Below are 25,616 nucleotides of genomic sequence, written 5' to 3'. Positions count from 1 at the left end.
GGATCTGAATCGCCCAGGGTTCCGTAGACACCTCGCAGCCATAAACTATGGCTTAGGCGGAGGTGGTTATGAGCACGAAGCGGTACACCGATGAGTTCAAGATCGAGGCGGTACGGCAGATTGTTGAGTACGGCCGTCCGGTAGCGGAGGTTGCCGAGCGACTGGGCGTGTCGATCCACAGTCTTTACGGCTGGAAGCGGCAACAAGGCAAAGGCGATGTTGGCCGGCGTGTCGAGCAGGACCAGAACGCGGAAGTGCGCCGCCTCAAGGCTGAGCTACGCAGGGTCACTGAAGAGCGAGACATCCTAAAAAAAGCCGCCGCGTACTTTGCAAAGGGGTAAGAGCAAAGTACGCCTTCATGAAGCAACACGCAGATGAGTTCGGCCTCGCGGCGATGTGTCGGATGCTTGGCGTCCATCGCAGTGGCTACTACGCCTGGCTAAAAGAGCCGGCAAGCGCTCGCGACAAGGACGATCAGCGATTGCTCGGCCTAATCAAGCACAGCTGGCTGGAAAGCGGCTCTGTGTATGGCCACCGCAAAGTGACCACAGATCTGCGCGAGCTTGGCGAGACGTGTAGTCGTCATCGCGTGGCACGCTTGATGAAGAGCGAGGGGCTGCGGGCAATGGTCGGCTACGGTCGGCGACCACGCCCATTGAGCGGCCCTGTTGGATCAGTCGCCAAGAACGTTCTGGCTCGCGGCTTCAAAGTCAATGAGCCAAATCGCGCGTGGGTCACGGACATCACCTACATCCGCACGTACGACGGCTTCCTGTACTTGGCGGTAGTGCTTGATCTGTTTTCGCGTCAGGTCGTTGGATGGGCAACCCGACCAACTCAACATACGGACCTGGTTTTGCAGGCGCTATTGGCCGCAGTGTGGCGGCGCAAGCCAAGCCCCGGGCTTCTGCTTCACTCCGACCAGGGAACCCAGTTCACCAGCGAAGACTGGCAGAGCTTCCTGCGCGAGCACGACATCGTGTGCAGCATGAGTCGACGAGGAAACTGCCATGACAACGCAGCGATGGAGAGCTTCTTCCAGCTACTGAAGCGGGAGCGTATTAAGCGGAGGATCTACAGCAATCACGACGAGGCACGGGCCGACGTCTTCCAGTACATCGAGATGTTCTACAACCCAAAACGGCGGCACAGTTCCAACGACGGGCTGTCCCCGGTAGAGTTCGAGAAGCAGTACGCACTAAACGGCTGACGACTGTCTACAAAACCCTGGGCGATTCAAACTAGCAAGCCCTGGGCGCCCAGAAATGGGGACCAGCCCGGTACTTCGCGACCGCCGGGAGAGCGTAGAAGTCAGAGGCCGCTACAACTACGCCACGAGCTTAGCGTTAGGTATGGGCAATGTTTCCCGTTTCGCACTTGTTGGCGTAGTTTCGGACGGCTTCTCCGGCGCGGCTATTTCCACCAACGATGAGGACATTGACGCTACTGTTGACCCGGAGCATATGCGCCATGTCGTCGACAGCGACAGCTCCCAGTCCCTCGTCGTCCATGATGTGCTTAAGGGGCGGAGCATTGTGGTCCAAGGGCCGTCGGGCACCGGCAAGTCCCAGACGAACGCCAACATTATTGCTGGGGCGATTGCCGAGAAGAAGCGCGTGTTGTTCGTGGCGGAAAAGCTGGCGGCACTGGAAGTTGTGAAGAGGCGCTTGGACCAAGTTCGCCTCGGCGCCGCGTGTCTTGAGCTTCACAGCAACAAGGCGAACAAGCGAGCCCTGCTCGAAGAACTACGGCTCACATGGAATTTGAGCCCACTGGCCGAGGAGGACAGCGGTCCGATCGTTCGTCAGCTCACTGAGCGGCGCGATTTGCTTAACGCCCATGCCTTGCGCCTGCACCAAGAACTCCTGCCGTCGAAACTGACGCCCTACGAAGTGTTCGGCAACCTTGTCCGGCTGCGTCGGGAGGGGCATGTCACAGCGCATATCCGACTCGATTCGCCGCTCGAGTGGGCGTGGGACAGAGTGGGAGAAAACCAGAAGCTGCTTCAGGATCTTTTTGACCGTGCCCGCACAATGGGCGTCCCAGACCAGCACGCTTGGGCCGGTGTCGAGAACGAGACGCTGTTGCCGAACGATCGGGACCGGTTGATTCGGGAGATGGCTGACCTTGCTAATAAACTGGAGGACTGGAGGCAACGCGCCGTTGAGCTGACCGGCATGCTCGACCTTACGTTCTCCGACAGCCTCGACGCGCCGCAAGCCGCAATCGATCAAGCCAAGATTCTGCTGGCGGCGCCGCATTTCGGGTCCGACGCACTCGCAGATGCCTCTTGGGAGACCCCTGCAGGCCCCGAAGGCCTGATCGAAGACTCCGGCGGTTGCATGAGCTGCACCGAACTTGTAACGAGTTCGCGGCCGAGTCGGCACTTGAACAGCCTTGGGGGCAGACGAGACAAGAATTGTCGAGTATTCCTGGCGACTTCGTCCTCGGCAAGGAATTGTCTGTGATGCGCGATGCGCACCAGAAGCTATCAAGCATGGGTCTAACCTAGTCCGGCTAGCCCAGCTAGTAGGGGAGCAGCGACCGCTAACATTTGAGGTAATGGCTCATGTCTGCGCGCTTGCGGAGCGTGCTAGCTCAGCGCCGCAGATCGATCGCAATGCTCTAGTTGCCCGTATTTGGGAGCGAGGCGTTGACTCGGTCCAGAACCTGGTTGATTGGGTGCAGCAAGTCCAGACGGCCCGCCGTGATTAGGTCTTGGGCGCTGAAGGCACCCTCACCGGTTGATATTGTGATCTTCCCGAACTTCACACGGCCAACCTGGAGGCCTTCCAAGACCAACCCACCATCGGGTGCTTCGATGTAGCTATTTAGTATTTCGGTCTGCGACTTCGTCACTGCCTTGCTTCCATTGTTTACAATGGAAGTGCAGATACGACGGGCTTTCTAAACGTCAATCAAAAATGAGCGGGGATTTATTTCTTAATGCAAACTCTAGGGTCGCCCGCGTCAGGCCAAACTTCGCGGCATGGATCCAATCTATTTAGTTCCAAAAAAATTGGTTTATCAATGGCTTCGGGCTGCCAGGCGTTGGCGTCTCGGTAGTCAAAATCATTCGGATACGCCGACCTGCCTGATGACCCATCTAAACCTTGTCGCCCCAAGTTACGCCCTCCTGTGCAGGCCACCACGAGGTGCTGGAAGTGTTCCAAGGCCATCTGCGTCACCACAATGTGGATACCTTGCTTCATCGACAATGGGGGCGTGGAAGAGCTAGAGGACGACGCTGAGGTTGGTGGGACGGCAACGCTTTCCTCCATTGATGCGCTGGATCCTGAAACAGCAGCGCACTTCCCCATGGGCTCGGTGCTGGCCTACAACGGCAGCTACAAGCGCGTGCGCCTGATGACGGCGGCCGACGTGGCGAGCCTGTTCGCGGGAATCGCGTGGGAGGACATCTACCCGGCCGGCTGGGCAGGGTGAAGACCTCGGGCTACCTGCCGATGTCGGACATCCGTCGGTCCGATGGAGCGGCGCTGGTCTTCGGGGCGACGATGAGCATCAGCGCAACGCCTGGCATCCATGTCGGGCGGCAGCTAGGGCCTGCTCCGCGCCATTCGGCCGGACGCAGTCGAGGTGGGAAGGTAAGTCAGGCAACTTGGCGCAGCAGCGCCTCGGCGTTGTTGCGCGGGGTGTTCACGGCCCGGCTGACGCGGTACTCCTCCATCGCCGGCGGCTCGCTGGTCAGCAGCATCGCCATCGCACGGCTCTCGCCACCTGTTGGCAAGACCTGCTGGAGGATCGGATGCTGCGTCAAAGTGTTGACGGAAGTTAGCTCCGATACATCAAGATGTGTCGGAGCTCGCCTATTCTCGAGCAGTGCTTAAACGAATGACTGGGACAGATGCGGATGCATGTTGCGCGTTACAGATATGCCTACGACAAGATTCGGGCTTGGCACGTGGGTAAGGGAAAAGCCGCACTTCTTGCGGTGAGATACGCAGTCACTGGAGACAGTGGCCGTTTTAGGTCACATGGAGGGTGGCGTGTTTCGCACCTACGCATCGCGTATCCGGCAGACAGCCAAGGAGGTTCACCCAGTGGTGGGCCTATCGACGAACCATGAGTCGAAACTTTGGCGCCTCCTTGTATCTCATACGAGAAATGGTGATGCAGGTCTCAGTTCCATTGGGGGTCCTGGAATTACATTCGAACTCGTCGGGAGATCCATTTCGATTCTAGAAACGTAATTTCCGCCACGAGGCGCCCCATGAAGTTGCTGATCAGTCTGCTGGGAGTTGCGTCGCTATTTGCTTGCTTATTGGGTCTTGCGGGATTGGCTGAGCGTGCATGGAGGCTACGCCGGGGAAAGTCGACTAGATGCCTTCCGGATCATGACATTGCGAAGGACGCCGATGGGCACTCGATCCAATGAGGCTTGCTACACCGTAGAGCTGTCCGTCGATGGCTATTGCTATTCCGCAGAGCTTTGGAGGAGCAGCGCCGCGGATTGGACCTTGCTCTCACTCAAGGTCGGAGACGTTGTGGCCGATCGTATCAACTGGAGAGCCTCGTCATGCTTGGGCGCTTTGACTGCCGCAGAAGCTCTGGCCAAGCAGATCGTTGGAAATCTCGTCAACGACGTGGGGGGCTTTTCGACTCAGGCTGGCGGCTTGGGTTAATCAGCCAGACTCGTCACCCGTTGCATGTGCTCTGGCTTACGTCACAGCTGATCTAACGAAGTCTGACGATTGCTTGTGGGAGGCGTAGCGGAAGATCTTTGGATGAGGTCCGCAAATCTCGCTCCGGATACGGCCTGCCTGACGCCGCAGCTTGGGCACTGAAGGGCTGCTCCACCTCCGGCAATGTTCACCAGGAGGGGCGGCGAGGACATGCTGATCATCTCGTGACAGGAAAGGCACTCTGCGCGGACCGAGCTGATCGATTCGCAGGTAACCTCAGTGGCTCGCCGAGGCTTGCCTGACACTTCATATAGGTAGAAAAGGCCTGTGTTTGGCACGAAGGCGCCCTCGTCGGGGCGGCTCAGCATGGCAACACGCTGGGACGCAGAAAAAGATGTGAATCACGGTTAGCACAAATTTCGCACACCCTTTACCGGCAGAGCGTGAGTGTTGAGTGCCCGGCTAGTGAAGGAAACCGCCATGACTCCTGGTGCTGTGCTTCTTCTCGATCATTGGGCAGCGCATCCCGGCTTTCGCCAGCTGACCGTCCGCGAAGCGGCCAAGCAGCTGAATGCGCTCCTCCCTGGCTATCCGCAGCCCAGCGACCAACCCGTGGCCATCTGCGTCAACGGATATCGGTGGTTTGGTTCCGAAATGGAGGCGGTTGCTGACGCCGTCCGTCGGGCTACGCGGAGAACCGCTAGTCTCGGTGAGAACCTGGCTGGCTCAGATTGGGACGTTTAGCTTAACGAGGAAGGCCTCTGGTCGGTGCCTGGGCGCTGTTTGGGCCGCTCCCGTAACCACCACGCGCGGGATTGTTCGGTGGCAGCGCGACCGGCAGTCAGTCCGTCCTAGATATTTTGCAAGTTATCCGAAGAAGCGATGGGCGACTGGCGGACTAGCTGTGCCCTTATGGGCGCCACTCAAGCGACTCCGTGACTTGCTCCCTAACAATATTCAATCCCTACTGCAGAGCAGCTTGATACATCGGAGTGGTCGGCTTCCCGGGTGCTCATCGCGGTCGATACGTGGGCCGAAGACGCGCTGACTCATAGGCCGTCGGCAGGCGCCAAGCTCTTGCTGATCCCTCAGCACAACTTGGTGCTGGCCAGTCGTGGCTCCGCCCAGTGTTTCTTGAAGATCTACGAGCTGTGCCTTAAGGCAAGCTTCCGCGCGGATTTCACGATGGAGCAGCTCATGGCTGAGCTGGGGCTGGTCATGGACCACCTTTGGCCGTACTACCTTCAGGCAGCCGTGGAGGCGGGCATGACGCGGGACATCCTGCACAGCGAGCTTGTTCTGGGCGGCTGGTCACCAAAGAACGGCCGGATGATGGCCACGGCCTATGCCAAGGATGCGGGCGGTGGTCCGGCACGGGTGCAGCCATTGGAAGGCGGCGTAGCGTCACCTGGGGAACCATTGCCTGGGCGTCCGGACAGCTTCGAACTTGAGGCCGTCCTGGAGGCCGGCCGCCTGCAGGCGGACTACCTCAACGAGAGCGTGGGTCGGACCGTGGCTGGGGGACGGCTGCTGGTGGCAGATCTGCGCAACGGACAGGCGATCATCACCGATGTGGCAGCAATCTGATGCTAGGACGCCATCAGCCGATCTGGTTCAAGCCAATCCGGCGTCCCTTGCGAACGCACGCGCCGAAGCCCTCGCTCATACTCGCGGCGGGGCGACCAAGCCACAAATTAGGCCCGTTGCAAGGCAGCTACATCCATCTGAGGTTCAGTCCCTCCGCGTGCGAGCCAAGAATTCATCGAAGTGCACATTGCTGATGACCTGGCGAGTCCCGCAGCCCCGGCAATAGAGAATCGCACCCCCAGTAACGATTTCCAGATCCGGGGAGTCGGTGGCGTCCATCAGTCGCTCGCAACTCAGGCAGGTCGCCTTCACCGCGGTGACCCTACTTACCAGGCCACTTTCGCGGTCACAGTCGGCGGACGCATGGCGCAGGAGGAAAAGGCCTGTATATGGCATTTCGCGGTGGCCTCTCGTCGGGCTTCGACGAACTGGCGTGGAGTAGACACCTTGGCAAGTTTGCCAACGGTGAGTGTTCGGTCAACTCTGTGTCGTCGTCTGTGAAGACACCGAGCCGCGCAGCAGCTGTTGGCTTCTTGCCATTGGTGTGCTCTGCTCGGCGCGGTTGTGTCTAAGCCCTCCCGTCACGCCGAGCTCTCGGGGTTCACGGCGTGACGTTGCGCAGGCTAGCGGCGGGGAAGGGTGGGTGACCGGCCCGGCAACCGAGTGCACCGAGACCGGGCGAACTTTGTCTGGCCCCGTTTGCTCACCCGTTAGCCAACTGCGCCCACAGCACCAATGCGAGCATGGGCAGCGCTTGGAGCAGAACGAGCGTTCCGATGCCGCCAAGGACGGTGAGAAGACCCATGATCCACCACTGCCCCACGTTGAATCCCAAATCGCCTTCTCTAGCCGCGTAGGCCTCTTTGGGAAATGCACGTTCGGCGCGCCTGGTCATGTAGCTCGCCCCGAGCGGTCCCACCACGAAGCCAAGCGGACCAAGCAGGATGAGGGAGCAGGCATACCACACGAAGAAGCGGCTTCGTGGGGTCATCAGCTTCTTCTGCCGGGGCGCATTCAACGCCGGCCCGTCAAAGTGGGAGGAAAGAGGACGGCTCTTCATTGAGCGTAGGCCCTCCAAGTGCCGTTTGCCTTCGCATAGCGCAGGTTTTTGTTGATCGGCAGCGGCACCCGGTTGCCCATCATGTCCATCACGACGGTGCCTCGCGTGTCGCACCGGTAGCCTTCCATGTCGTCGGCCTTCTTGCAGCCGGTCAGGGTGAACCCGTCGATCATGACGACGGGGGCCGAGGCGCTTTGCGCCATGAGATCAGCCAGGGCCTGCCGGGCTTCTGCCGCGGAGGGCTCGCCGCTGCAGGCGGTCAAGCAGAGGGCCGCCGCAGCGGCCAGGATCCATGCCTTCATGTCGATTCTCTTCCTATTGGTGGGCGCTCAGGGCCCGGTGTTCAACGGTCGCGGTTGCCATCGGGCCGGAACCCCGCGATCCACATCCTGGTGTCCTTGAATGGCGTCAGGATTCCCGAGGGACCCGGGTGAAGGTCAGCGGTCTGGACGAGCCCAGTGACCCAAGCCACGCGAAGGGAGAGCTCCACCGCACGATTGGCGACGGCGTCGCGGCTCACATTGACCTGGAACGGCTGCGCCGGCGGGTTCGGTCCGGTCGACCGTTGAGCACCGGTGTTTGGTTTGCTGGGCAGGACACGGATGCCGCGCAGGGTGTCTTTCCCCTTCCAAAGCGCCGCGTCGTTGAGCTCGGCGACTTCACCGAGGTCGTCGGTCTCCTTCAGTGGGGCATCCGAGCATGCCTTAAATGTCTCGGTGGTCGACGCAGTCGGGCTTGTCCAAATCCTGGCCTCAATGGTCCAACACGGCAGGGAAGCACCCCATTCCTGGAAGGTCAGCGCCACCCTCGGCCAATCAAGCTTCCCAAGCTGAGCCTGTTGGTGGTTGTCCGCCCTGAAGAGGTTGGGCAGCTTGCCAGCTCCACTGAGAGGCGTGTAGGCAGCTCCCAAGCCGTTCGAGCGTCCAGGGGGCGCCCGGTTCGTGGGGGAGGACTTGACGCCGATGGCCTGCTGCCCGGCGTCCTTGAGGCTGGTCCCAAGCTGACGGAAGAAGCCGGGCTTGTTCGGAGCCGCCGGCACCTCTTCCTGGGCGAGGACGGGGAGGGAGAAAGACAGTGCAAGGAGCGAGGCGACCGCTCCGTGTCGTGAGTGCTTCATATGCAGCCCCTGTAGACCGCCAACCCGGCGGCATTTACGATAATCGCAGATGTGCAACCGAGTTCCAACCGTCAAACTGAGAGGGAATTCAGCTGTGGTGCAAGTTTTCGGATGCCGCAACCCAAGACGCCCTCGACGATCTACGGCAAACGACTGCGCAGTGCGCGGATTGCTCGAGGCTGGACGCAGGCACAACTGGCCGAGCGCATTGGGATGGTGGACTCAGTCTCTGGGGCGACCAGGGTGAGCCGCTACGAAACCGGGCAGCACGACCCGGATCCAGCTACGTCTGAGGCGTTGGCAAAAGCGCTCGGTTTGCCGGTCGCGTATTTCCACGCGACATCAGACGTGTTGGCCGAGGTGATCTTGCTCGTGAGTAAGCTGCCCTTGGCCAAGCAAAGGGAGGCCCTCGAGAAGCTCAAGGAGTTTGCTGGCAAGACCAAGGGCTGAGGTTCGCCCGCTTGCGGCTTCTTGCAGCAGGACCGATTAAAAGGCTTGTGTTGTGAACCACCTCCCTCGGCCTTGCATACGGCTTGGGCGGGTGTTGCCTCAAGAAACCCCTATCTGCCGCCGTTAGTCGATGAGGCGCCCGGGAACGTTACGGCAAGAAGGGCTTCGTCGGGCCCATGAGCGGTAGTCTTCAGTTCGTGGGCTGAGCCAAGTTGTATCTGTGACAATCAATAGGGAGCGTCGGATGGACATGGAAGCAAGAGCTGAAATATCGGGCTGGGGCAAGGCATACGCGACAAATCCCGATTTCAAAGCGATCTTCGACGAGATGCACGAGGCCTTGGACGGGTTGCCTCCGCCCCTTCACGCCAGGGGGCAAGAGCTTCCGTTCCCCCAGCTTCATCACGCATGCCTCGGCGCAGATCTGCACCTGGTGGCTGCCCTCTTGGATGCCGGTATTGCGGCCGACGCATACCCCTGCACCGAAGACGAAGACGACGAGCCGGCTTTGGTGTGGCTCGCTCGAGACGACCTCTTGAACACTGACGAAAAGATCAGGCTCGCGACCCTGTTGCTCGACCGCGGCGCGGATGTCAATGAAGGTGATCCGCTGGAACACGCCAAGGAGGCCGACCAGACGCAGTTCGTTGCTTTTCTGTTAAGCCGTGGAGCAGGGTGACCATGTGGTTGTTCAACCTCGCGCAGGCGCTGTTGTTGCTGTCTAGGGCGGGCTCCCTCCCAGATGAGCGGGCATTGCTGGCAGCGACGGCGAGGCGCTTGGACCGGCGCCTCGCACGTCATGCACAGCGGCGTTCAGCGGTAGCAGCGCCGGACGTGCTGGACCTACCGCATGAGCTTGCGGGCAGCAGCCAGCGGCCCCTGACTTAACGATCCGCCCTCCTGCGGCGATAGCTGACCACCCGATCGCGCCCCTCGCCCTTAGCCTTGTATAGGGCCTTGTCGGCCTGCCGAATGGCGTGGTCGGCGTCCTCGTGTGTTTCTGGGAAATGACTGACGCCCATGGAGACAGTGATGCTGCCGACGATGGGGAATGCGTGGTCGTGGATGCTTCTGCGGAGCCGCTCGGCGACGAACTCAGCGGTCTCAGCGCTCACGTCGGGCAACAGCAGCAAGAATTCCTCGCCCCCGATGCGACAGAGGACATCTTCTGCCCGGGAGTTTTGCCGCATCAGATCGGCCACACCCGCAATTACCCCGTCGCCTACCTCATGACCGTGGCGGTCATTGACCTTCTTGAAATGGTCAATGTCCAAGGCAATGATCGCAAACCGCGTTCCAGAGTTGGACAGAAAACCTAGCGCTCTTTCCAGACCCCGGCGGTTGAGCAAGCCGGTCAGAGGATCGGTCAGTACGGCCTGGTCCAGCCGACCAATTCGGTCGTTGAACGCATTGAAACTGATCAGCACGGCCTTCTGTAGTTCATCTGCTTCGTAATACCAAGTATCAACCGCAGTCACGGTCAGAATCGCCTGAGATACATCGCTGTTCTGGGCCGTCGATGCCAGCTGCCACAACGGCCGTGAAATGCGCCGGGAAACCACCCAGATCAGCAGAAGCGAGAGGATGCCCAGAGGGGCGGCGTTGAGCAGCACAGTGTTCATCAGGCGTGTCAGCGGCCGCAGGGTAGCCTCGACGGGACGTTGAGAAACGATGCCCCAATGCACGGCTGGGATAGGCGCATACCCGGCCAACATATGCACCCCATGGCTGTTGATCGTGGGCATGGCACCGGCTTCTCCGCGAGAAACGGCCTTGACCACTTCATTTTTTAACGCCGATTCGCCCACCCGGTCAGGTTCGGGGTGATAGAGAAGCTTTCCGTCCTGGCCTACGACGTAAAGATACGACCCGTCCCGGTAGTAGTGCGTTCCAAGTAGGGTATGGAGCACGTTGGGCTCCTTCAAGTGGATTGAAGCGCTGATGTAGCCTTGGTAACCCCCAGACGGGTCAAAGATTGGTTGCGAGATGGTCAGGACCAACTTGCCGGTCGCAGAAACGTAGGGGTTGCTCACGAGCGGGGCGCGACTGGCGATCGCTAAGGAGTTGGCTAAGCTGGAAAGAACCTGGCCGTCGATCTGCGGTAGGGTCGGGGAAGATGCCGTCACTCGTCCTTGGTTGTCCACCACCACAACCGAGTTGAACGCATTTGTCTGGGATTGCAGTCGATGTGCCTCTGCGGAATCGACGCCACTGCCAATGCCTCCGGCTCCAATGGCCCGTGCGCTGTATTCCAGCTGCTGCTGGGTCGATACCAGAAAATTATGGGTGGTCTGCGCGAGCTTGTGGGCATAGACGCGGTTGGACTCAAGTGCGTTATTGATCAGCTGCTCGCGTTGGACCTGATACGCCGCAAACACCGCATTTGCCAACATGACCCCAGCTGAGAGAATGGCGAGCCCGACGATCAACCGTTGGAGATTAAGGTGTTTGGCGATCTTCCTCATATGTCCTGCGTCCCTTCGTACGATTCCATAATTGCCTCAGGCCAGCAGCACAAGATTCGGTGTTGAGGGCAGGGGCGCCAGGCAATGGGGTGTCGGCTGCGTCTCTTATCTAACTCAAGCCTACGATGACTGACAGACGATGAACAAACGGCATTAACGGCAACGCCACTGACGCGATCTAGCCCTTAATGGTTAAGCACACAGCGGTTGAGACCCCGGGTGCAGGATCAGCCTTGCAAAAAAGTGCCGCGCCCGCTGGTCACGACGGCCACCAATGGGGCGTCATTGCCTGAAACTCACCACGATCATCTGGGGGAGAACATCGTGGGCGGGCAATCCAGCGGCGCGCGGCCGGCCTCGGGTCTAAGTTGGATGACCCAAGGCAGTATCGATCATTCCATCCAAGATGTAGACAGAGCGTGGAAAGGCGGTGAGGAGTTCATTCAAGAGTCAAGCACTGCGTCCAGTGGCGCGCGTCGGCTGGCGAGTTCTCGCGCATTTACGGGCCGGCCGAAGAACCACCCTTGGCCAATCGCCTCCGGGGCGAGGCTGCGGAGCATGGCCGCCTCGGCCGACGTTTCAATGCCCTCGATGGTCACGTCCAGGTTCAACTTGAGTGCTAGCTCATAAACGGCGGGAAGAACAGAACGAAGCGGAGAGTCGGTCGTAATGGCCCCCGTAAACAAACGATCAATCTTGATGCCATTGAAGCTCGTGCGAGCTAAGTGGGAGAAGTTCGAATGGCCCGTTCCGAAATCATCGATGAGGAATCGAAAGCCTGCCCCTTGAAGGAGCGCCATGTTTTTGAAAAATTCTGGCGTCACGATATCGTTGCGTTCGGTCACTTCAAAACAGACTTGGAACGGCCTCAAATGCCGACTCTCAACTTGGCTCAGCGCGTAGTCGGGGAAGGAGCCATCTGCAATATCCTCCGGCTCCACGTTGATGCAGACGTAGAGCTCGGCATCCGGTAGAAGAACTCCTTCGATGTCATCAAGCGCGGTGGCGAGGACGTATCTTGAAAGCACAGGGCCAAAGCCATTGACTTGGGCGAGGGGCACAAAGATGTCCGGACCGATCTCCTCCTCGGGGGAGATATGCCACCTGGCGAGCGCCTCGAAGCCAACGGTGGATCCGTCGGATATCTTTCGAAGGGGCTGAAACACGACGGTCAACTCACCGCTTTCTATCGCACTCTGTAGGCGTTGCTCTAGGCTCCTTTCCAAGTTGCGATAGCGGATTGCCATCCACCCCAAGCACAGGCCGGTGACCAGTCCCAAGCCAGCAAAAGTCGCGAGCAGGTGGGAGGGCAACGACCACAGCGCGGTGCGCGGTGAAGTAACTGCTGCGCAGACTCCGACCGTGTCGCTGCAATAGCTGCGCTCAAGCGTGTCGTTTCGATGCCAGTCCCGTGCGTTAGCGACAGGTTCAACTGACCTAAACGTGTATTCGCCATTGGCTGTGGCGATCACAATGCGGCTGGTCCTGGACGGATCTACATTGTCAAATGCAGACGGGGAAGTCACCGTAGCGACGTTGCCCCGGACCACGATGTTCGTGGCGATGTAGGGGGAATGGAGCACGTCAGACGACCTCCAAATGCCGGCTCCGTTTCGCTGAAACCTGGGGGCAGGCAAGACCATGGGGGGCTCCAAGGCTCCCCATAGGGCCGTGCAGACGATTTGGCCGTCGCGAACCTTTCCCACGTCGCTCATGTAGCTGGAACTGAAGGCGATGGCTTTGAGGTTTCGCAGGTCTGTGTCGGAGCAATCTTCTCCGCGTGTTGCCAAGGCTTGCTTGGCGGCTGCGGCGCTGCTGCGCGCGATCACTTCTGCCTGACCAACTGCCAGTCGGGCGGCCGCAGACGCGCGTTCGACGTCTTGCACGTAGAGAACCGCCTGCGCGATTACGAGAGTGGTCAACATCGTCAACCCGACGGCCGCTGCCAAAGCTAAGCCGTCTTGGGTCCTGTTGCGTTTGCGCATCTGTTTGAGCCTTGGGAAGCAATGGATGTGCTTGGAGGTGCTCGCCAACGCTGGTATTTGATAGCACTTTGTGCCGCCAGGTGGAAGGAGGGGGCGCTCTCTTGAGTGTCAGGGAGTAGGGTGTCGCGGGTTGTGTCCGCCCGGTGCTTGAAGGCAGTGGGGATTGGCCGTAAGTTGGTGGTCGGCAGGCGGTGGCCTATTTAGGTTTTCTGCGGCGGCGATAGACCGGCCACTGCTTTCGGGCCGCTTCACTGTGCCCCCAGCAGTAAAGTCAGGATCGCAGCATGAAGAATCCCTACGCAGGCAGCGACAAAGCAACGCTGTGTCAGAAGGCTCGTGAACGAGCGTCCGTTTTGCTGGATGAGACCCATCCGGGCCCATTCGTGCCTGGACAACGAACCCCATACCTGACCCGGGAAGAAAAGCGGCTGAGGCTCTTGGATACTGCTCAGCTATTGGAGTGCCTTGCGGCAAGGCTACTTGGGGACGAGGCCGTGGCGGGCAGCCCACGGCAATGGTTTCTCTCAGGCAGGTTGACCCTGGTTGAAGCCCATCAGGCAGAGTTGGATCGCAAGTCACGTGCCGCCCGCCTTGAATCGCTAATGGACGCAACTGACTTCATCTTGGGGGTGGGTGGGCGGGCATGGATAAGCGAGCGCGACCACTCCCGGCGCAGTCGCTATGACCTGGCCTTGGAGAGCGATCAAGGTTTGATGGTAGTTTTGGCGGAACTGCAGGGACTGAAGAAGGGTCCTTCCGAGGGCAACACAGGAGGGGCTGCCTCGGCGCCGGAAGCGGGGGAAACAGAAGGTCACGAGGCAGGGGGATGAGTCGCCCCACCGAAGCGGTGTTATCCAGTATGGAGACGCTCACGGCCTCTGTACTCCCGCGATCGGACTATTGCCGTTCATCCCCGGTCTCCCTTTGGATCAGCTATGACCCCCAGTGCCCGCTCCGCGATGGCTCATTGGGCTTCTACGCCCATGTTCCTGGACCTCACCGTCGGGATAGCCGCCGAGCAGATGCAGGAGATCCTCCCGCATTATCCGCATCCGTCGGATCAGCCCATCGCCATCTGCGTCAACGGTTACCGCTGGTTTGGAAGTGAAATGGAAGCGCTAGCCGATGCCATCCATCGGGCTGCCCGTCGGCCTCACCTCCATCATTTGTCCTTGGCTGGGGCAGACTGGGAGGTTGAAAGAAACAAAGAAGGGTTGTGGGCAGTCCCCGGACGATGTTCGCCAAAGAGCCGCAACGAGCGTGTTCTCGACAGCTTGGGAACCGACACAGCCCTCTTTCGGACCACGGACTCGGCGACCGCCTAGCTGACGATGCAGGTTGGAGCGGGCTAGCGTCTGCCTTGATGGGTAATGGAACGTGGAATCCGAACGCCGACTGAGGCGACCAAGATGTCAAACCGGGCCCATCGGAAGGGTCTTCCGAAAGTGACGTTGGTGCTCGGCGCCGCTAAAAACCCAGGCGATGCGCGTCACATTTTTGAAGGGAATCGCCCGCTGGCCGGGGTGAGAAGCGCCATGCCGTCTGGCATACTCCCGCCGCCGGAAAGGGGGGCATGCAAGTGAACATCAAGAAGAAGGTTAGAGCGGTGGGTGAAGCTTCCTATCACCCGTGGCCAGAGCTGAACCACGCTGCCCGGGTTCTGAGACGGGCAGCCCGCGAACAGGGCGCATCCAAGCTGCATGTGGTTACCGGCGCCGTCGTTCTGACGGCTTTCGCGGTCGAGGCGTTCTGCCAGACCCTGGGACCGGATTTGTTCCCCGACCGCTGGGCTTCGGGCGCTAAGCCCCTTGTGGAGAAGGCCGTGCTCCGCAAGCTGGAACTGATTGGCCACGAGGTTGGGGTGGACGTGGACTACAACCAAGAGCCGTGGATACACGTCAGCGCATTGTTCGAGGCCAAGCGCCAGCTCCTGACTCCAAGCTCAAGCCCAGTCCCGCTGGATGAGGACGTGTCAGTGGATGAGGACGCAGATCCTAGGTTTGATGTCCACGCGGCAGTGCAGCGGCACTTTCGACCGCTCCACAACTTAGTTCAGCTGGAGAAGGTGGCGGCGGAGGTCAACAAAGGCCTGCTTAACATCTGGGACGCCGCCGGCGGGGCGGAGGCCGTGCTCGATGTGTTGGGACACACTTCTTGGGCGATACAATCGGCTGAGTGACGTGCTGGGCCCAGGGGTGGGGCCGGCCCAATTACGTGTGGAGGGTGGCTTGGGGACAGATCAATCGGATGAACGGTTCTACTCCGTTCGTTTGGCGACGGAGGACACAGGGTATCTGGCCGAAGTTTGGCAAGACGCCCCTGATCGATGGGTACTGCTTGCCGTTACTCCGGACGCAGGCCGCGCTCTTCTGGACTTGAGGCGCCCGTTTCCGTCTTTGAAAGACGCGCTTTTGGCAGCCGAGGCTCTCGCGGGGCACGCCATACGGGCTGCGCGGGAAAGCACCAAAGGAAATGACCGGTAGCTTGGCGACTGATCTTTTGCGCAGTGCGGTGCTCTTTGTCTGCCCTGACCATCCTCTGGCAGTCCTTTTCCATACTTATGACGTTGGACAGGTGTCTCACTCTCCGCCATGCAGAGTCGCCGCCGCTCTAGGGGCTTGATCCCACTGACTCGGTGGCTGAATATGGAAGAACGCCGCCCTTGGGCAATTGTGCTTCTCATATCGAGGGCCAGCCTCTGTTTGATCAGTCGGCCGCACAGCAGGGCGCAGGCGCCGTATCCACTTCTCGAAAGCCAGCAGAAAATTGCTGAGACGTAGCTCCATTGAACCGTCCAAATTGCCCTGGCGGACATCGAACGAGCGCGGGGCGTCTGCGATGAAGAGCTGGGGCGTCGGCATCGTTAAGGCACCCACGGCCGTCAGGGCGTGCCGCAGCTGTGCTTGTGCCAAGCGGGTGCCCCAAGGCCCCACGGTCGCTCCTGTTATGGCCACAGGCTTTCCCGCGAAGGCTGGACCGGCTGCGCCGCTCCGGGAAAGCCAGTCGATGGTGTTCTTCAGGACGCCTGGCAGAGACTGGTTGTACTCGGGCGTGGCTATCAGTATCGCGTCAGCTGCCGCGATGGCCTCGCGCAAACGAGCAACCCCGCCTAGTCCGCGTTCCCCCGTGGCCTCCAGATCCTCGTCAAACATAGGAATGTCGGCAATGGTGTCGTGCACCTTCAAGATCATCTGAGGCGGTGCCATCTGGGCGGCCGCATTCAAGAGTTGTCGGTTGTAGCTGTCCCGTCTCAGACTGCCAGCGACAGCGAGGACGTGGATTGAAGTAGCGGGGCATGCCATGGGGTGGCTCCTTGGGTATCAAAGCAAAAGAAGGGCCGCAGCCGTGATCAACGCAGCGCCCATCGCTTGGTCAAGTCGACGCTGCGACTCAGGTGTGCGCAGAATCCCGGCAAGACGACGACCTGCTACCGCCCACAAGAGCAGGCATGCGGTGGGAATCACCACAAAGATGGGCGCCAGCCAGGCAAACGTCATTGCCCCACCCATTGGTGGAAATGCGGCAACGAGGGACAGAACCATCACCCAGCTTTTGGGATTCGAGAACTGGAATACAAACACGCCATAGAACCCAGCTGGCAGGGGAGAGTCTTTGCCTGGGCTCGCCGAGCCACGCATCATTGTGAGTCCTAGCCAAGCTAGGTAGGTGGCGCCCGCAATGGCGACGCCCAAACGAAAATGAGGCGTCGTTAGCACGGCAGAACCCGCCGCAATGGTCCCTGCCAGCATCGCGATTCCCCCGCAGACAACGCCACCAATGGCCGGCCAGGCGCGGGAGCCGTCTCCAGCCGCTGCTGCCCGAAGCACCACGACATTATTCGGCCCCGGGCTTAATGCAGCCACCAAGACCACGCTCGCAGCACCGGCGAATGAGTTGAAGATCATAGGGTTGCGCCTTCATCTGATACGCCCATTCTTGAGCTAGATACTGGTGCGCGCCTGCACCGACCTGGTCTATTCTTTAGGCCATGGACCGCTTGCCTCTCAATGCCCTTCGCGCGTTCGCTCTGGCATGTGCCCACGGTGGTGTGCGGGCGGCGGCTCGCGAATTGGGCGTTTCCCATTCCTCCGTCAGTCGTTACCTCGCCGAGCTCGAGGCTTGGATGGGCATACCACTTGTTGAGCGCGATTCCGGGCCCTGGGCCCCTACGCCCCAAGGCGCGCAACTGGCTAGCCGTCTGCAAACCCAGCTGCTGGAGATGGCCAATGCCGTCGAGGCGGCCCGCGAGGCGAACTCCGTCTATTCAGTGACGGTGGGCGTCGCGCCGTCCTTTGCCACCCGGTGGCTGCTTCCCCGGCTGCCTTCCCTTGCGCGAGCGCATCCAAGAGTGGAGTTGTCCGTGCTGGTCAATCAGCGCGTGGACAACTCGTTCCAGGACGTGGACTTGGCGATCCGCATGGGTAGAGGCCCTTGGCCTGGATTGCAATGCGAGCCCCTTATGGATGAATTGCTTTATCCGGTTGTGAGCCCGACGATCTGGAGCAATCAGCCGCACCATCCCGAGAAAGATTTCCTGATTAAGATGAACCTGCTTCATGACCGGGATCCTTCCGCAAGCTGGGAGCAGTGGCGTCGCACGTATGGTCCCTCAACCTTGTCACTGGCCAGCGGGGCTCGACTCGCCTCTTCCGATCTTGTGCTTCGCTCAGCCGAGCTGGGTCATGGGGTGGCGCTTGCCCGCGGTCGATTGGCTGAGGCTTCAGTGAAAGAAGGAACCCTCTTCAGGCCCTTTGGTTCGAAGGAAGTGCGTGTCCCCAATGCCTACTGGATTGTCCGTCCCAACCTGTCGGTTGACGCACGGTCACGCCGCCATGCCATTACCACTGTGGTCGCTTGGCTCAAGGAACAGGCCGCGTGAGATGGGGCGCTTCGCGGGGAGCAGCACTGGTTGTGCCTTGACGCCGCTGTCATGAGGCGTTGACGACGCCTTGGCGATCACTGTGGATACTCCGGCCAAAGACCCCCCAGAGACAGCCCCGATGGCCAGCAGCAATCCGGCTCCCGAAGTTGTGCGCATTGAAGTGATGGACTTGGACGCTGGCGAAGTGGCCGTTGTTGCCCAGCTCGACCAACAACCGCCAACCGAGTGGGTGGAGGGCCTCTGCCGTATCGTCGATTCGACGCCGGGCATGGAGGAGGTCGCCGTGCGTTTGGACGGGTATTGGCTTTTCTTCGTGGGCTTTGGGGCAGGCAGCGGCTCCGCCATTCACCACCGTGTGGCGCAACTGATCGCCTCCTCAAGGGACCTTGGTCGCGGCCCGCGGCCAGCTAAGAAGCCGAGAGCGGCCAGCAAAAAGGAAACGCCGACACCCATTGCGGATCAGCGTTACACGGAAGGTGCTGCGGTACATGCGTTGCAGGTGTAGGTTAGGTCGCTGCCGCAAAAGGTTCACGACGGAAACGAATCCAACTTCGCGTCGGGTAGGGTTTCTAAGAATTCACGGAGGCCTTGTCCTCGCTCTCTCCGGTTCCGCGGTCACTGAAAACCTGAAGTAGCGCTTCGGCATTGAGGGGGCGGGAGAGGAGATATCCCTGGATCTGATCGCATCCATGCTCCTGCAGAAAGCGGAGTTGAGCCGGTGTCTCTACGCCTTCTGCCACAGTGTGGTAGCCGAGCTCGCGAGCTAGGTTAATGATCGCCATGACCTTGGGCTTGGCCTTGGGATCGGTCTCCAGATTGTCGATCAGGGACTTATCCATCTTAATGGTGTCGATCGGCAGGTCAGACAAGTAGCCGAAATTGCTGTAGCCGCTCCCGAAGTCGTCAATCGCAATTTTGATGCCGGCATCGGCCATTGCTCTGATCTGACGCCCGGCGACCGAGTCGGCGCGTAGCCACTCGCCCTCCGTAATTTCAATTTCAATGCAGTCAAAGGGCAGGCGGCGCGCCTCAAGCATTGAACGAAGTCTTGTCCAAGCGTCTTCAGAGGAAAGGTCAGCGCCGGACAGATTGATGGAGAGGGCTAAATAGTGACGTGCGGCGCGCCACGCGACCAGTTGATCCAGCGCGGCATCGAGCACCCACGGGGTGACAGCCTCCATCAAGGCGGTCCGCTCAAATATCGGGATGAACTCTCCTGGGCTCACAGGCCCCAAGCGGGGGTGCGTCCAGCGAAGCAAGGCCTCCGCCGACACCGGCTGAAGGTCACAGGCGCGGTAGCGCGGCTGATATTGCAAATAAAACTCGTCCTTCCGGAGCCCGCGCTCTGCGTCAGCGGCCAAACGGTATCCCCGACGCATGCGATTGTCACGCTCCTCGGAATACCAGGCGAAGGGCTGCCGCGCTTCGAAGGATTCATGCAGCCCGATCAATACCTTACGAATCACATCGTCACCGGTGTCCGCGCCCAGAGTCACAGCGCAGATTCCCGCGTGGAAGCGCGGAGACATCGGAACTGCCGCTGCCATCAACGGCCGGGACATGCGCTGGCGAAGCTCGTTCACCAGCGCTTCCAATTCCTTTGGACTGGGTAGGTCGACCAAGAACGCAAAGCGTGTCACACCGACGTGGTAGACGTCCGCCAAACCTTCCAGCGCTAACTTCAGCCGGGCGCCTGCTCGACGAATCAAGACCTCCAGCGGCCGCATGCCGAGGGCTTGGCCGGCCTCATTGGCGCGAGGGATATCAAACACGTCCAAAAGAACCGCGAACATTCGCCGGCCGCTGTGCCTCTCCGCCAAGCCGGCATAGTCAATCTGGAACTGGTGTCGATTCGGAATTCCACTGACCGGTTCCAAGCGGCCGGACATGTTTCTCAGCTCAAGTTGCGCAATCACCAACTGGGCCAAAGTGGACAGCTGGGCGCGCTCTGGCTCTGAGAACTCGCGCACCTTTGTGTCCATGATGCACATGGCGCCTATAGCGACACCGTTCTTCGCCACAAGGGGCGCTCCGGCATAAAACAGCAGGTGGGGCGGAGCGACGACCAATGGGTTGTTCTTAAAGCGCGGGTCCTCCCGAAGATCCGGGACGACCATCACCTCGTTGCAGGCGATCGCATGGGCGCAGATGGAGAACCTTATATCCGTCTCACCGACCGGCAAGCCGATTCGGGAAATAAATCGCTGCTTGTCGTCTCCGACAATTGAGACGAACGCCACTGGAGCATTGAAGGCGAACGCGGCCAGCGAGGTGATGCGATCCAAGGATGGCCCGGACTCCGAGTCCAAAACATGCATCGCTCCCAAAACCGCCATCCGTTCCTGAGCTTCGGTGATAGGCACATTCATAGCAACTGCGCGGCAACCATTCGACGGTAAGTTAGCTCTATATCATTAATTCGAACCACAGCCCATGAAATCCTGATGAGTTGGGCCCAACCCCGCTGGTTCTGATGACTACCGTGTCGCTTCGTCCTGGAGCGCCACGTCCGGCACCGGTTCGGCTGCTCCACACTTTGGGCAACAAACGATGGTTGCGCCCTCTCGACGGTCGAAGCCGTCCGCCCCGGTCAGCACTGCCACCCAGCGACCGTGGCAGGACAGACACTCAATGTCCATGCTTTCAGCCCCAGGCCATACGGGCTGCTCAGCAACTGCACTGGTCGTCAAACGCTTGGCCTCGGTGACATTGGTGATGATGAATCTTTCAGTGACAAGCACGTCGGCATCTCCTCTATCTGTGCATCGTGGCGCTCAGCCCTCAAGCAATGGGCACCCTAGCCATGATCAACCTTTCACGGGCCCGATCAATCCGATGAGGGCTTCTATGTGAACAATTCAGCGTTCCATTCGCCGGCAGAGGACTCCGCTCCGTTGGCCGAAGTCGCTGAGATATCATAGCGGGGATGACCGACAGCCCGCCTATTTACGCCTTGGCCTACGCCAGCCGCTCCTCTTCAAATCTCGACAATTCGGATTTGGAAGAGATCCTCGTCGACGCGTCGGCCCAAAATCGAATGGCGGACGTGACGGGGGTGCTGCTCTACGACGGCACAACTTTTCTCCAATACCTGGAAGGCCCCGAGGAGGGAGTTGCCTCGGTTTTTGACCGCATCAAGCAGTCCAAGCGGCATGCGGATATCCGGGTGCTCACCAGTGGTGAAGTGCCAGAACGCTACTTCTGGAACTGGTCGATGGCTTGCCAGCATGCCGACGCGTCCATGATCCAGAAGATAGAAGCCGCACGCTGGAGCGAGCGCAGTCACCCCTTCTTGGAAGAAGATGCTGAGCACAACCCAGGCCTGCGTCTGCTGGCCGAGTTCTGGTCGGTCCAGGCCCCTCCGACAACGTAAAGGCCCATCCCGCTCGGATGGTGAACGAGTTAGGAAGGTGCGCGGCCTGTCTAGGCGTGCACGTGTCAGGCTACGGAAACCTAACTGATAGCAACGTAGGGTTTGCCCATCGGCTTCATGGTGATGCCGAACACGGAGAATGATCATGGGCAATCAGAATCAGCAGAGTCCGAATCCCGGCCAGAACCAACCGGGTCAGCAGAACCAGCCGGGGCAGCAGGGGCAGCAGGATCGCGATACCCAGCGCCAGGGTCAACAGCAGCAGGACCAGAACGGCAAGCGCGAGCGGTCCGGCCAGCAGGGCGGCAAGGACGAGGAAGAGTAAGCTTCCCAAGCGTTGACGAGCCAAGGGCTCGGCCGTCCAGGCCGAGCCTTTTTTGTATCAGGACACGCTCAAGTCAGAATTCCGTCTTCCCGGGCCACTCGAACCATCTCCAGCGAGTTGCCCACATTCAGTTGACGCATGATGGCGCGTTTGTGGGATTCCACCGTGCGCGTGGAAAGATGAAGCTTCTGCGCGACATCTTGGGCCCTCATGCCCAAAGCCACGTGCTCCAGGACCTGCAATTGCTTGGCGGTCAGCATCGCCTGCCGTCTCTTGGGGGCTGCAGCTTCCGCTTCCGCCTGCGAGGCAAGAAAGCTGGCTGCTACATACGTGCATCCGTCCATGATGCAATCGATCGCGCGAAACAGCTCTTGGCTGCTACAGCGTCTGTGTAGAAATCCCTTCGCGCCGGCGGCTATCGCGTGGGTCACAGTGTCTGGGCCGGCCTCTGCTGGGAGAAAGATGAAGGCCGGCGCCCCCTCCTGCTGAAGCATCCCGTCCATCAGAGCTATGCAACTTGCGCCAGGCAAGTAGAGATCGGCTATCACCAGGGTCGGGCGGACTTGGCTGACAAGCTCTTGGAAGCGCGCCGCCGTTGAAGCAATCCAGATGCGTGAGAACCGGCTTTCCAGTAGCTTTGCGATCCCCTCCGCCACGAGTGTGTGCCCGTCGACCAGCAGAAGACTACCGAACTGCTTACGCTCCGGCGGGTTACAAACCATATCCACTGCAGCGTTCCTCGGTCGGGGGTATCCAAGCTAGCAGACCCGGTGACTAGGGGGAAAGGGCATGGGGACGGGTATTGGTGCTTGGCAGCTAGACGGGGGCCGGCGGGGTGGGCGCTGTGCTGGGCATCTCGGCTAGCAACCACAACAAGAAGGCGCCCTGTTCGACAGTAGGGCGAATTTTTTGACCTGATCGGGCCCGCGACTCAAGCTCATCCAAGAACGCGGTGCCAGACGCGAAGTCAGTCACGGAGGGCGTCAAACGTTCAGCCGCCGTCGCCAGCTCTGCGAGGTCAAGTGAGGCGTCGTCGCAGACGAGGGAGATCAGCGTGGTCTTGCCCAAGGCGGTAAGGCCGTGCTGTGGCGGTTTGGCAATCATTACCCATACAAATCCTGCATCCACGAGCTCAGCCGCCCGCGAAGGGGAGGGGCGAAAACCCTGTGCCACCATGCTCAGGTCCGCCATTAGGTCAAGGCTTTTTTCTTCTAATGCCAACTGCAAGCTCCCGTGTCGTACGGAAAATGTGCCACCTACTACGACCGCCATCAAGCGCATCGTTAATGAACGTCTCCAAATCTCTTCGTGGGTAGGAGAGGTTCTTTCCCAATGAGTTGGCGACACCTCTCAGTGCAAGCCAGCATTGGTTGCGCGGGCAGGGCATCTTGGGCTGCGGCTGAAGGACCCTAACCGAGGTAGCGATCTATCGGCACCACCTTTGCTGCCTGAGAGTCCTCCAGCAGTTGCAGCGCTCTTGCCTTCCTTGCTCCGATGCCCGCGATTGCCTCTGGCACGACAACCGTCTCGTATTCCCGGGAGTTGCTGTCAAAGCAAGTTGAGGCAATGCAGGAGTCCGCGGCCATCCCGCACACCACCAATTGATTGCATCCCAGCTTTGCGAGAAGGACAGCTAAGGGGGTTGCCAGAAACGCGGAGTGCTTGGGCTTCAGAACGAAGTAATCATCAAGAGCAGGGCGAAGCAGAGTTGCAATCTTCGCCGAGACGCCGTCCGCAGCCAAGCACTCTTGAACCAACTCCTTGAAGTCCATCTGCCAGTTTGCAAAGTTATCATTGGCGTAAATCACCGGATCGCCCTCGGCTTTGAAGTGCTGCCGGAGGCGGGCGATTGCTTTTGAAGCATTCAGCGCGCTGCTCGCAATCAAGTCGGCCTCCGGGAAGTCAAACCGACTGAACATGTCAACGATGAGCAGGGCGGGCGTCGTTTTCTTCATGCGTGGCTCCCGGAATTGCTCAATCGCCCGTTTGGCTGTGGGGGGCAGCCATAGGCTTAGACTGAGGTGAATCCTTTTGGCGAAGGAAAATTGTCAGTATCACCAATGACAGCACTGCCAAGAACTCACTCTGCCAATTCTGGAACGACTCAAACCAGAAGCTGCTGCTCCACAAGTGTTCCCAGCACGTGGGAGGCGGAAGTCCTTTGAAGGCCATCTCGTCGACTTCAGCGCGCAAGCTGCCGGCCAAGTGGAGAGAGAAGCTCATAAAGAAAAGGAGCCCGAAAGTAATAGCTAAGGAATGCCCATAGAGAGCCTTCCACACTCCCCCGCGTCGCACGGGCCATGGCGTGGGCCCGTCTTCAACACGCTCTTCTTCCTCATCGGGAGAGAGGGGCCTGGACTCTGCCGACCCCTTCTGGCGAAGGGTTACGGTCAAAAGGACATACATCCCCATCTGCAAGAACTCACTTTCCCAATTCTCGAAGGTGGCGCTAACGAAGTGGCCGCTGTGGAGGTAATCCCATAGTCCCAACAGGGGCCTATGTGCTTCCTTGAGCTCTTCATTGTGAATCGCCCAGGGTTCCGTAGACACCTCGCAGCCATAAACTATGGCTTAGGCGGAGGTGGTTATGAGCACGAAGCGGTACACCGATGAGTTCAAGATCGAGGCGGTACGGCAGATTGTTGAGTACGGCCGTCCGGTAGCGGAGGTTGCCGAGCGACTGGGCGTGTCGATCCACAGTCTTTACGGCTGGAAGCGGCAACAAGGCAAAGGCGATGTTGGCCGGCGTGTCGAGCAGGACCAGAACGCGGAAGTGCGCCGCCTCAAGGCTGAGCTACGCAGGGTCACTGAAGAGCGAGACATCCTAAAAAAAGCCGCCGCGTACTTTGCAAAGGGGTAAGAGCAAAGTACGCCTTCATGAAGCAACACGCAGATGAGTTCGGCCTCGCGGCGATGTGTCGGATGCTTGGCGTCCATCGCAGTGGCTACTACGCCTGGCTAAAAGAGCCGGCAAGCGCTCGCGACAAGGACGATCAGCGATTGCTCGGCCTAATCAAGCACAGCTGGCTGGAAAGCGGCTCTGTGTATGGCCACCGCAAAGTGACCACAGATCTGCGCGAGCTTGGCGAGACGTGTAGTCGTCATCGCGTGGCACGCTTGATGAAGAGCGAGGGGCTGCGGGCAATGGTCGGCTACGGTCGGCGACCACGCCCATTGAGCGGCCCTGTTGGATCAGTCGCCAAGAACGTTCTGGCTCGCGGCTTCAAAGTCAATGAGCCAAATCGCGCGTGGGTCACGGACATCACCTACATCCGCACGTACGACGGCTTCCTGTACTTGGCGGTAGTGCTTGATCTGTTTTCGCGTCAGGTCGTTGGATGGGCAACCCGACCAACTCAACATACGGACCTGGTTTTGCAGGCGCTATTGGCCGCAGTGTGGCGGCGCAAGCCAAGCCCCGGGCTTCTGCTTCACTCCGACCAGGGAACCCAGTTCACCAGCGAAGACTGGCAGAGCTTCCTGCGCGAGCACGACATCGTGTGCAGCATGAGTCGACGAGGAAACTGCCATGACAACGCAGCGATGGAGAGCTTCTTCCAGCTACTGAAGCGGGAGCGTATTAAGCGGAGGATCTACAGCAATCACGACGAGGCACGGGCCGACGTCTTCCAGTACATCGAGATGTTCTACAACCCAAAACGGCGGCACAGTTCCAACGACGGGCTGTCCCCGGTAGAGTTCGAGAAGCAGTACGCACTAAACGGCTGA

25 protein-coding genes and 1 pseudogene are annotated in these 25,616 nt (G+C 59.8%); 14 read left to right on the top strand and 12 right to left on the bottom strand.

The window, feature by feature from the left end; all coding sequences use genetic code 11:
* The first annotated feature begins 68 nt into the window (after positions 1-68).
* From ACTT2I_RS10405 to ACTT2I_RS10390, 4 genes are all read left to right on the top strand, one after another.
* A protein-coding gene (locus ACTT2I_RS10405) for an IS3-like element ISStma9 family transposase (protein WP_087986239.1) occupies positions 69-1,210 on the top strand; the annotation gives its coding sequence in 2 pieces (ribosomal slippage) (positions 69-306 and positions 306-1,210; 1,143 coding nt in all).
* Positions 1,211-1,352: 142 nt separating this feature from the next.
* Positions 1,353-2,468 carry a hypothetical protein gene (locus ACTT2I_RS10400; RefSeq protein WP_443096638.1) on the top strand — a complete coding sequence of 372 codons (1,116 nt, stop codon included), beginning with the start codon at positions 1,353-1,355 and terminating at the stop codon, positions 2,466-2,468.
* A gap of 757 nt (positions 2,469-3,225) precedes the next feature.
* Complete coding sequence (locus ACTT2I_RS10395) at positions 3,226-3,444, top strand: hypothetical protein (RefSeq protein ID WP_443096637.1); 219 nt, start codon at positions 3,226-3,228, stop codon at positions 3,442-3,444.
* Positions 3,445-5,651: 2,207 nt separating this feature from the next.
* A complete protein-coding gene (locus ACTT2I_RS10390; protein WP_443096636.1) occupies positions 5,652-6,230 on the top strand; it encodes a hypothetical protein in 579 nt (192 codons plus the stop codon).
* A gap of 703 nt (positions 6,231-6,933) precedes the next feature.
* Here ACTT2I_RS10390 and ACTT2I_RS10385 read toward each other — a convergent pair.
* The 3 genes from ACTT2I_RS10385 to ACTT2I_RS10375 are packed head-to-tail and all read right to left on the bottom strand — an operon-like array spanning position 6,934 to position 8,407.
* Positions 6,934-7,290, bottom strand: coding sequence for a hypothetical protein (locus ACTT2I_RS10385; protein WP_443096635.1), 357 nt, complete (start codon positions 7,288-7,290; stop codon positions 6,934-6,936).
* A complete protein-coding gene (locus ACTT2I_RS10380) occupies positions 7,287-7,592 on the bottom strand; it encodes a hypothetical protein (RefSeq protein ID WP_399622516.1) in 306 nt (101 codons plus the stop codon). Before ACTT2I_RS10380 ends, ACTT2I_RS10385 begins: the two co-directional genes overlap by 4 nt.
* Before the next feature lie 41 nt (positions 7,593-7,633).
* Positions 7,634-8,407, bottom strand: a complete 774-nt coding sequence (locus ACTT2I_RS10375; protein WP_443096634.1) for a hypothetical protein — start codon at positions 8,405-8,407, stop codon at positions 7,634-7,636.
* Positions 8,408-8,518: 111 nt separating this feature from the next.
* Here ACTT2I_RS10375 and ACTT2I_RS10370 point away from each other — a divergent pair, with 111 nt between their 5' ends.
* Together ACTT2I_RS10370 and ACTT2I_RS10365 are read left to right on the top strand one after the other, a co-directional pair.
* Positions 8,519-8,857: a helix-turn-helix domain-containing protein gene (locus tag ACTT2I_RS10370; RefSeq protein ID WP_088434121.1), complete on the top strand. Its 339-nt coding sequence runs from the start codon at positions 8,519-8,521 to the stop codon at positions 8,855-8,857.
* Positions 8,858-9,101: 244 nt separating this feature from the next.
* A complete protein-coding gene (locus tag ACTT2I_RS10365) occupies positions 9,102-9,536 on the top strand; it encodes an ankyrin repeat domain-containing protein (protein WP_088434120.1) in 435 nt (144 codons plus the stop codon).
* Between the two features lie 205 nt (positions 9,537-9,741).
* Here the strand turns inward: ACTT2I_RS10365 and ACTT2I_RS10360 are convergent, their stop codons facing one another.
* Both ACTT2I_RS10360 and ACTT2I_RS10355 read right to left on the bottom strand, forming a co-directional pair.
* A complete protein-coding gene (locus ACTT2I_RS10360; RefSeq protein ID WP_088434119.1) occupies positions 9,742-11,322 on the bottom strand; it encodes a sensor domain-containing diguanylate cyclase in 1,581 nt (526 codons plus the stop codon).
* A 443-nt stretch (positions 11,323-11,765) separates the two neighbouring features.
* On the bottom strand, positions 11,766-13,307 hold the full coding sequence (locus ACTT2I_RS10355) for an EAL domain-containing protein (protein WP_443096633.1): 1,542 nt from the start codon (positions 13,305-13,307) through the stop codon (positions 11,766-11,768).
* A gap of 284 nt (positions 13,308-13,591) precedes the next feature.
* Between ACTT2I_RS10355 and ACTT2I_RS10350 the strand changes: the two genes are divergently transcribed.
* Positions 13,592-14,137 carry a hypothetical protein gene (locus ACTT2I_RS10350; RefSeq protein WP_293980111.1) on the top strand — a complete coding sequence of 182 codons (546 nt, stop codon included), beginning with the start codon at positions 13,592-13,594 and terminating at the stop codon, positions 14,135-14,137.
* A gap of 743 nt (positions 14,138-14,880) precedes the next feature.
* The gene (locus ACTT2I_RS10345; protein WP_088434332.1) at positions 14,881-15,486 is read left to right on the top strand and encodes a hypothetical protein; all 606 of its coding nucleotides are present in this window, start codon (positions 14,881-14,883) and stop codon (positions 15,484-15,486) included.
* A gap of 400 nt (positions 15,487-15,886) precedes the next feature.
* Here ACTT2I_RS10345 and ACTT2I_RS10340 read toward each other — a convergent pair whose 3' ends face one another.
* Together ACTT2I_RS10340 and ACTT2I_RS10335 are read right to left on the bottom strand one after the other, a co-directional pair.
* A complete protein-coding gene (locus tag ACTT2I_RS10340) occupies positions 15,887-16,609 on the bottom strand; it encodes an NADPH-dependent FMN reductase (protein ID WP_421100734.1) in 723 nt (240 codons plus the stop codon).
* An 18-nt stretch (positions 16,610-16,627) separates the two neighbouring features.
* The gene (locus tag ACTT2I_RS10335; RefSeq protein WP_421100733.1) at positions 16,628-17,212 is read right to left on the bottom strand and encodes a LysE family translocator; all 585 of its coding nucleotides are present in this window, start codon (positions 17,210-17,212) and stop codon (positions 16,628-16,630) included.
* Between the two features lie 83 nt (positions 17,213-17,295).
* Here ACTT2I_RS10335 and ACTT2I_RS10330 point away from each other — a divergent pair.
* The 3 genes and pseudogenes from ACTT2I_RS10330 to ACTT2I_RS10320 all read left to right on the top strand — a co-directional run.
* Positions 17,296-17,475, top strand: a pseudogene (locus ACTT2I_RS10330) (helix-turn-helix domain-containing protein); the annotation flags it as partial.
* A gap of 51 nt (positions 17,476-17,526) precedes the next feature.
* Positions 17,527-18,186 carry a LysR substrate-binding domain-containing protein gene (locus ACTT2I_RS10325; protein ID WP_354286412.1) on the top strand — a complete coding sequence of 220 codons (660 nt, stop codon included), beginning with the start codon at positions 17,527-17,529 and terminating at the stop codon, positions 18,184-18,186.
* Positions 18,187-18,307: 121 nt separating this feature from the next.
* Positions 18,308-18,694, top strand: a complete 387-nt coding sequence (locus ACTT2I_RS10320) for a hypothetical protein (RefSeq protein ID WP_421100732.1) — start codon at positions 18,308-18,310, stop codon at positions 18,692-18,694.
* A gap of 64 nt (positions 18,695-18,758) precedes the next feature.
* On the opposite strand, the gene ACTT2I_RS10315 is transcribed toward ACTT2I_RS10320, so the two are convergent.
* Positions 18,759-20,558, bottom strand: a complete 1,800-nt coding sequence (locus tag ACTT2I_RS10315; protein ID WP_443096632.1) for a sensor domain-containing phosphodiesterase — start codon at positions 20,556-20,558, stop codon at positions 18,759-18,761.
* 557 nt (positions 20,559-21,115) lie between these two features.
* Here ACTT2I_RS10315 and ACTT2I_RS10310 point away from each other — a divergent pair.
* Positions 21,116-21,562, top strand: coding sequence for a BLUF domain-containing protein (locus ACTT2I_RS10310; RefSeq protein ID WP_088434337.1), 447 nt, complete (start codon positions 21,116-21,118; stop codon positions 21,560-21,562).
* A gap of 145 nt (positions 21,563-21,707) precedes the next feature.
* Positions 21,708-21,887 carry a hypothetical protein gene (locus tag ACTT2I_RS10305; RefSeq protein WP_210433878.1) on the top strand — a complete coding sequence of 60 codons (180 nt, stop codon included), beginning with the start codon at positions 21,708-21,710 and terminating at the stop codon, positions 21,885-21,887.
* Positions 21,888-21,955: 68 nt separating this feature from the next.
* Here the strand turns inward: ACTT2I_RS10305 and ACTT2I_RS10300 are convergent, their stop codons facing one another.
* From ACTT2I_RS10300 to ACTT2I_RS10285, 4 genes are all read right to left on the bottom strand, one after another.
* Entirely contained in the window at positions 21,956-22,609 is a 654-nt protein-coding gene (locus ACTT2I_RS10300) for a LuxR C-terminal-related transcriptional regulator (RefSeq protein ID WP_246864034.1), read from the bottom strand.
* 94 nt (positions 22,610-22,703) lie between these two features.
* The gene (locus ACTT2I_RS10295; protein WP_421100730.1) at positions 22,704-23,159 is read right to left on the bottom strand and encodes a hypothetical protein; all 456 of its coding nucleotides are present in this window, start codon (positions 23,157-23,159) and stop codon (positions 22,704-22,706) included.
* Positions 23,160-23,296: 137 nt separating this feature from the next.
* Complete coding sequence (locus tag ACTT2I_RS10290) at positions 23,297-23,842, bottom strand: cysteine hydrolase family protein (protein ID WP_088434341.1); 546 nt, start codon at positions 23,840-23,842, stop codon at positions 23,297-23,299.
* Between the two features lie 19 nt (positions 23,843-23,861).
* Entirely contained in the window at positions 23,862-24,455 is a 594-nt protein-coding gene (locus tag ACTT2I_RS10285) for a DUF6766 family protein (protein WP_443096857.1), read from the bottom strand.
* Positions 24,456-24,474: 19 nt separating this feature from the next.
* Here ACTT2I_RS10285 and ACTT2I_RS10280 point away from each other — a divergent pair.
* Positions 24,475-25,616 (top strand): IS3-like element ISStma9 family transposase gene (locus ACTT2I_RS10280; protein WP_087986239.1). Its coding sequence is split into 2 segments (ribosomal slippage): positions 24,475-24,712 and positions 24,712-25,616, totalling 1,143 coding nucleotides; the frame shifts between segments, so codons are not numbered across the junction.

The organism is Stenotrophomonas sp. PUT21, from assembly GCF_052232875.1.
Taxonomy (GTDB): Bacteria; Pseudomonadota; Gammaproteobacteria; order Xanthomonadales; family Xanthomonadaceae; genus Stenotrophomonas; species Stenotrophomonas maltophilia_N.
The sequence above is the reverse complement of the archived record's forward strand: the minus strand, read 5'-3'. Positions and strand labels throughout refer to the sequence as shown.

Bases quoted from the DNA above. Each gene is read 5' to 3' on its own strand.
- ACTT2I_RS10400 (WP_443096638.1), top strand. From the start codon at position 1,353: ATGGGCAATGTTTCCCGTTTCGCACTTGTTGGCGTAGTTTCGGACGGC.
- ACTT2I_RS10385 (WP_443096635.1), bottom strand. From the start codon at position 7,290: ATGAAGAGCCGTCCTCTTTCCTCCCACTTTGACGGGCCGGCGTTGAAT.
- ACTT2I_RS10380 (WP_399622516.1), bottom strand. From the start codon at position 7,592: ATGAAGGCATGGATCCTGGCCGCTGCGGCGGCCCTCTGCTTGACCGCC.
- ACTT2I_RS10375 (WP_443096634.1), bottom strand. From the start codon at position 8,407: ATGAAGCACTCACGACACGGAGCGGTCGCCTCGCTCCTTGCACTGTCT.
- ACTT2I_RS10370 (WP_088434121.1), top strand. From the start codon at position 8,519: ATGCCGCAACCCAAGACGCCCTCGACGATCTACGGCAAACGACTGCGC.
- ACTT2I_RS10365 (WP_088434120.1), top strand. From the start codon at position 9,102: ATGGACATGGAAGCAAGAGCTGAAATATCGGGCTGGGGCAAGGCATAC.
- ACTT2I_RS10360 (WP_088434119.1), bottom strand. From the start codon at position 11,322: ATGAGGAAGATCGCCAAACACCTTAATCTCCAACGGTTGATCGTCGGG.
- ACTT2I_RS10355 (WP_443096633.1), bottom strand. From the start codon at position 13,307: ATGCGCAAACGCAACAGGACCCAAGACGGCTTAGCTTTGGCAGCGGCC.
- ACTT2I_RS10350 (WP_293980111.1), top strand. From the start codon at position 13,592: ATGAAGAATCCCTACGCAGGCAGCGACAAAGCAACGCTGTGTCAGAAG.
- ACTT2I_RS10345 (WP_088434332.1), top strand. From the start codon at position 14,881: ATGCAAGTGAACATCAAGAAGAAGGTTAGAGCGGTGGGTGAAGCTTCC.
- ACTT2I_RS10340 (WP_421100734.1), bottom strand. From the start codon at position 16,609: ATGGCATGCCCCGCTACTTCAATCCACGTCCTCGCTGTCGCTGGCAGT.
- ACTT2I_RS10335 (WP_421100733.1), bottom strand. From the start codon at position 17,212: ATGATCTTCAACTCATTCGCCGGTGCTGCGAGCGTGGTCTTGGTGGCT.
- ACTT2I_RS10325 (WP_354286412.1), top strand. From the start codon at position 17,527: ATGGCCAATGCCGTCGAGGCGGCCCGCGAGGCGAACTCCGTCTATTCA.
- ACTT2I_RS10320 (WP_421100732.1), top strand. From the start codon at position 18,308: ATGGCCAGCAGCAATCCGGCTCCCGAAGTTGTGCGCATTGAAGTGATG.
- ACTT2I_RS10315 (WP_443096632.1), bottom strand. From the start codon at position 20,558: ATGAATGTGCCTATCACCGAAGCTCAGGAACGGATGGCGGTTTTGGGA.
- ACTT2I_RS10310 (WP_088434337.1), top strand. From the start codon at position 21,116: ATGACCGACAGCCCGCCTATTTACGCCTTGGCCTACGCCAGCCGCTCC.
- ACTT2I_RS10305 (WP_210433878.1), top strand. From the start codon at position 21,708: ATGGGCAATCAGAATCAGCAGAGTCCGAATCCCGGCCAGAACCAACCG.
- ACTT2I_RS10300 (WP_246864034.1), bottom strand. From the start codon at position 22,609: ATGGTTTGTAACCCGCCGGAGCGTAAGCAGTTCGGTAGTCTTCTGCTG.
- ACTT2I_RS10295 (WP_421100730.1), bottom strand. From the start codon at position 23,159: ATGGCGGTCGTAGTAGGTGGCACATTTTCCGTACGACACGGGAGCTTG.
- ACTT2I_RS10290 (WP_088434341.1), bottom strand. From the start codon at position 23,842: ATGAAGAAAACGACGCCCGCCCTGCTCATCGTTGACATGTTCAGTCGG.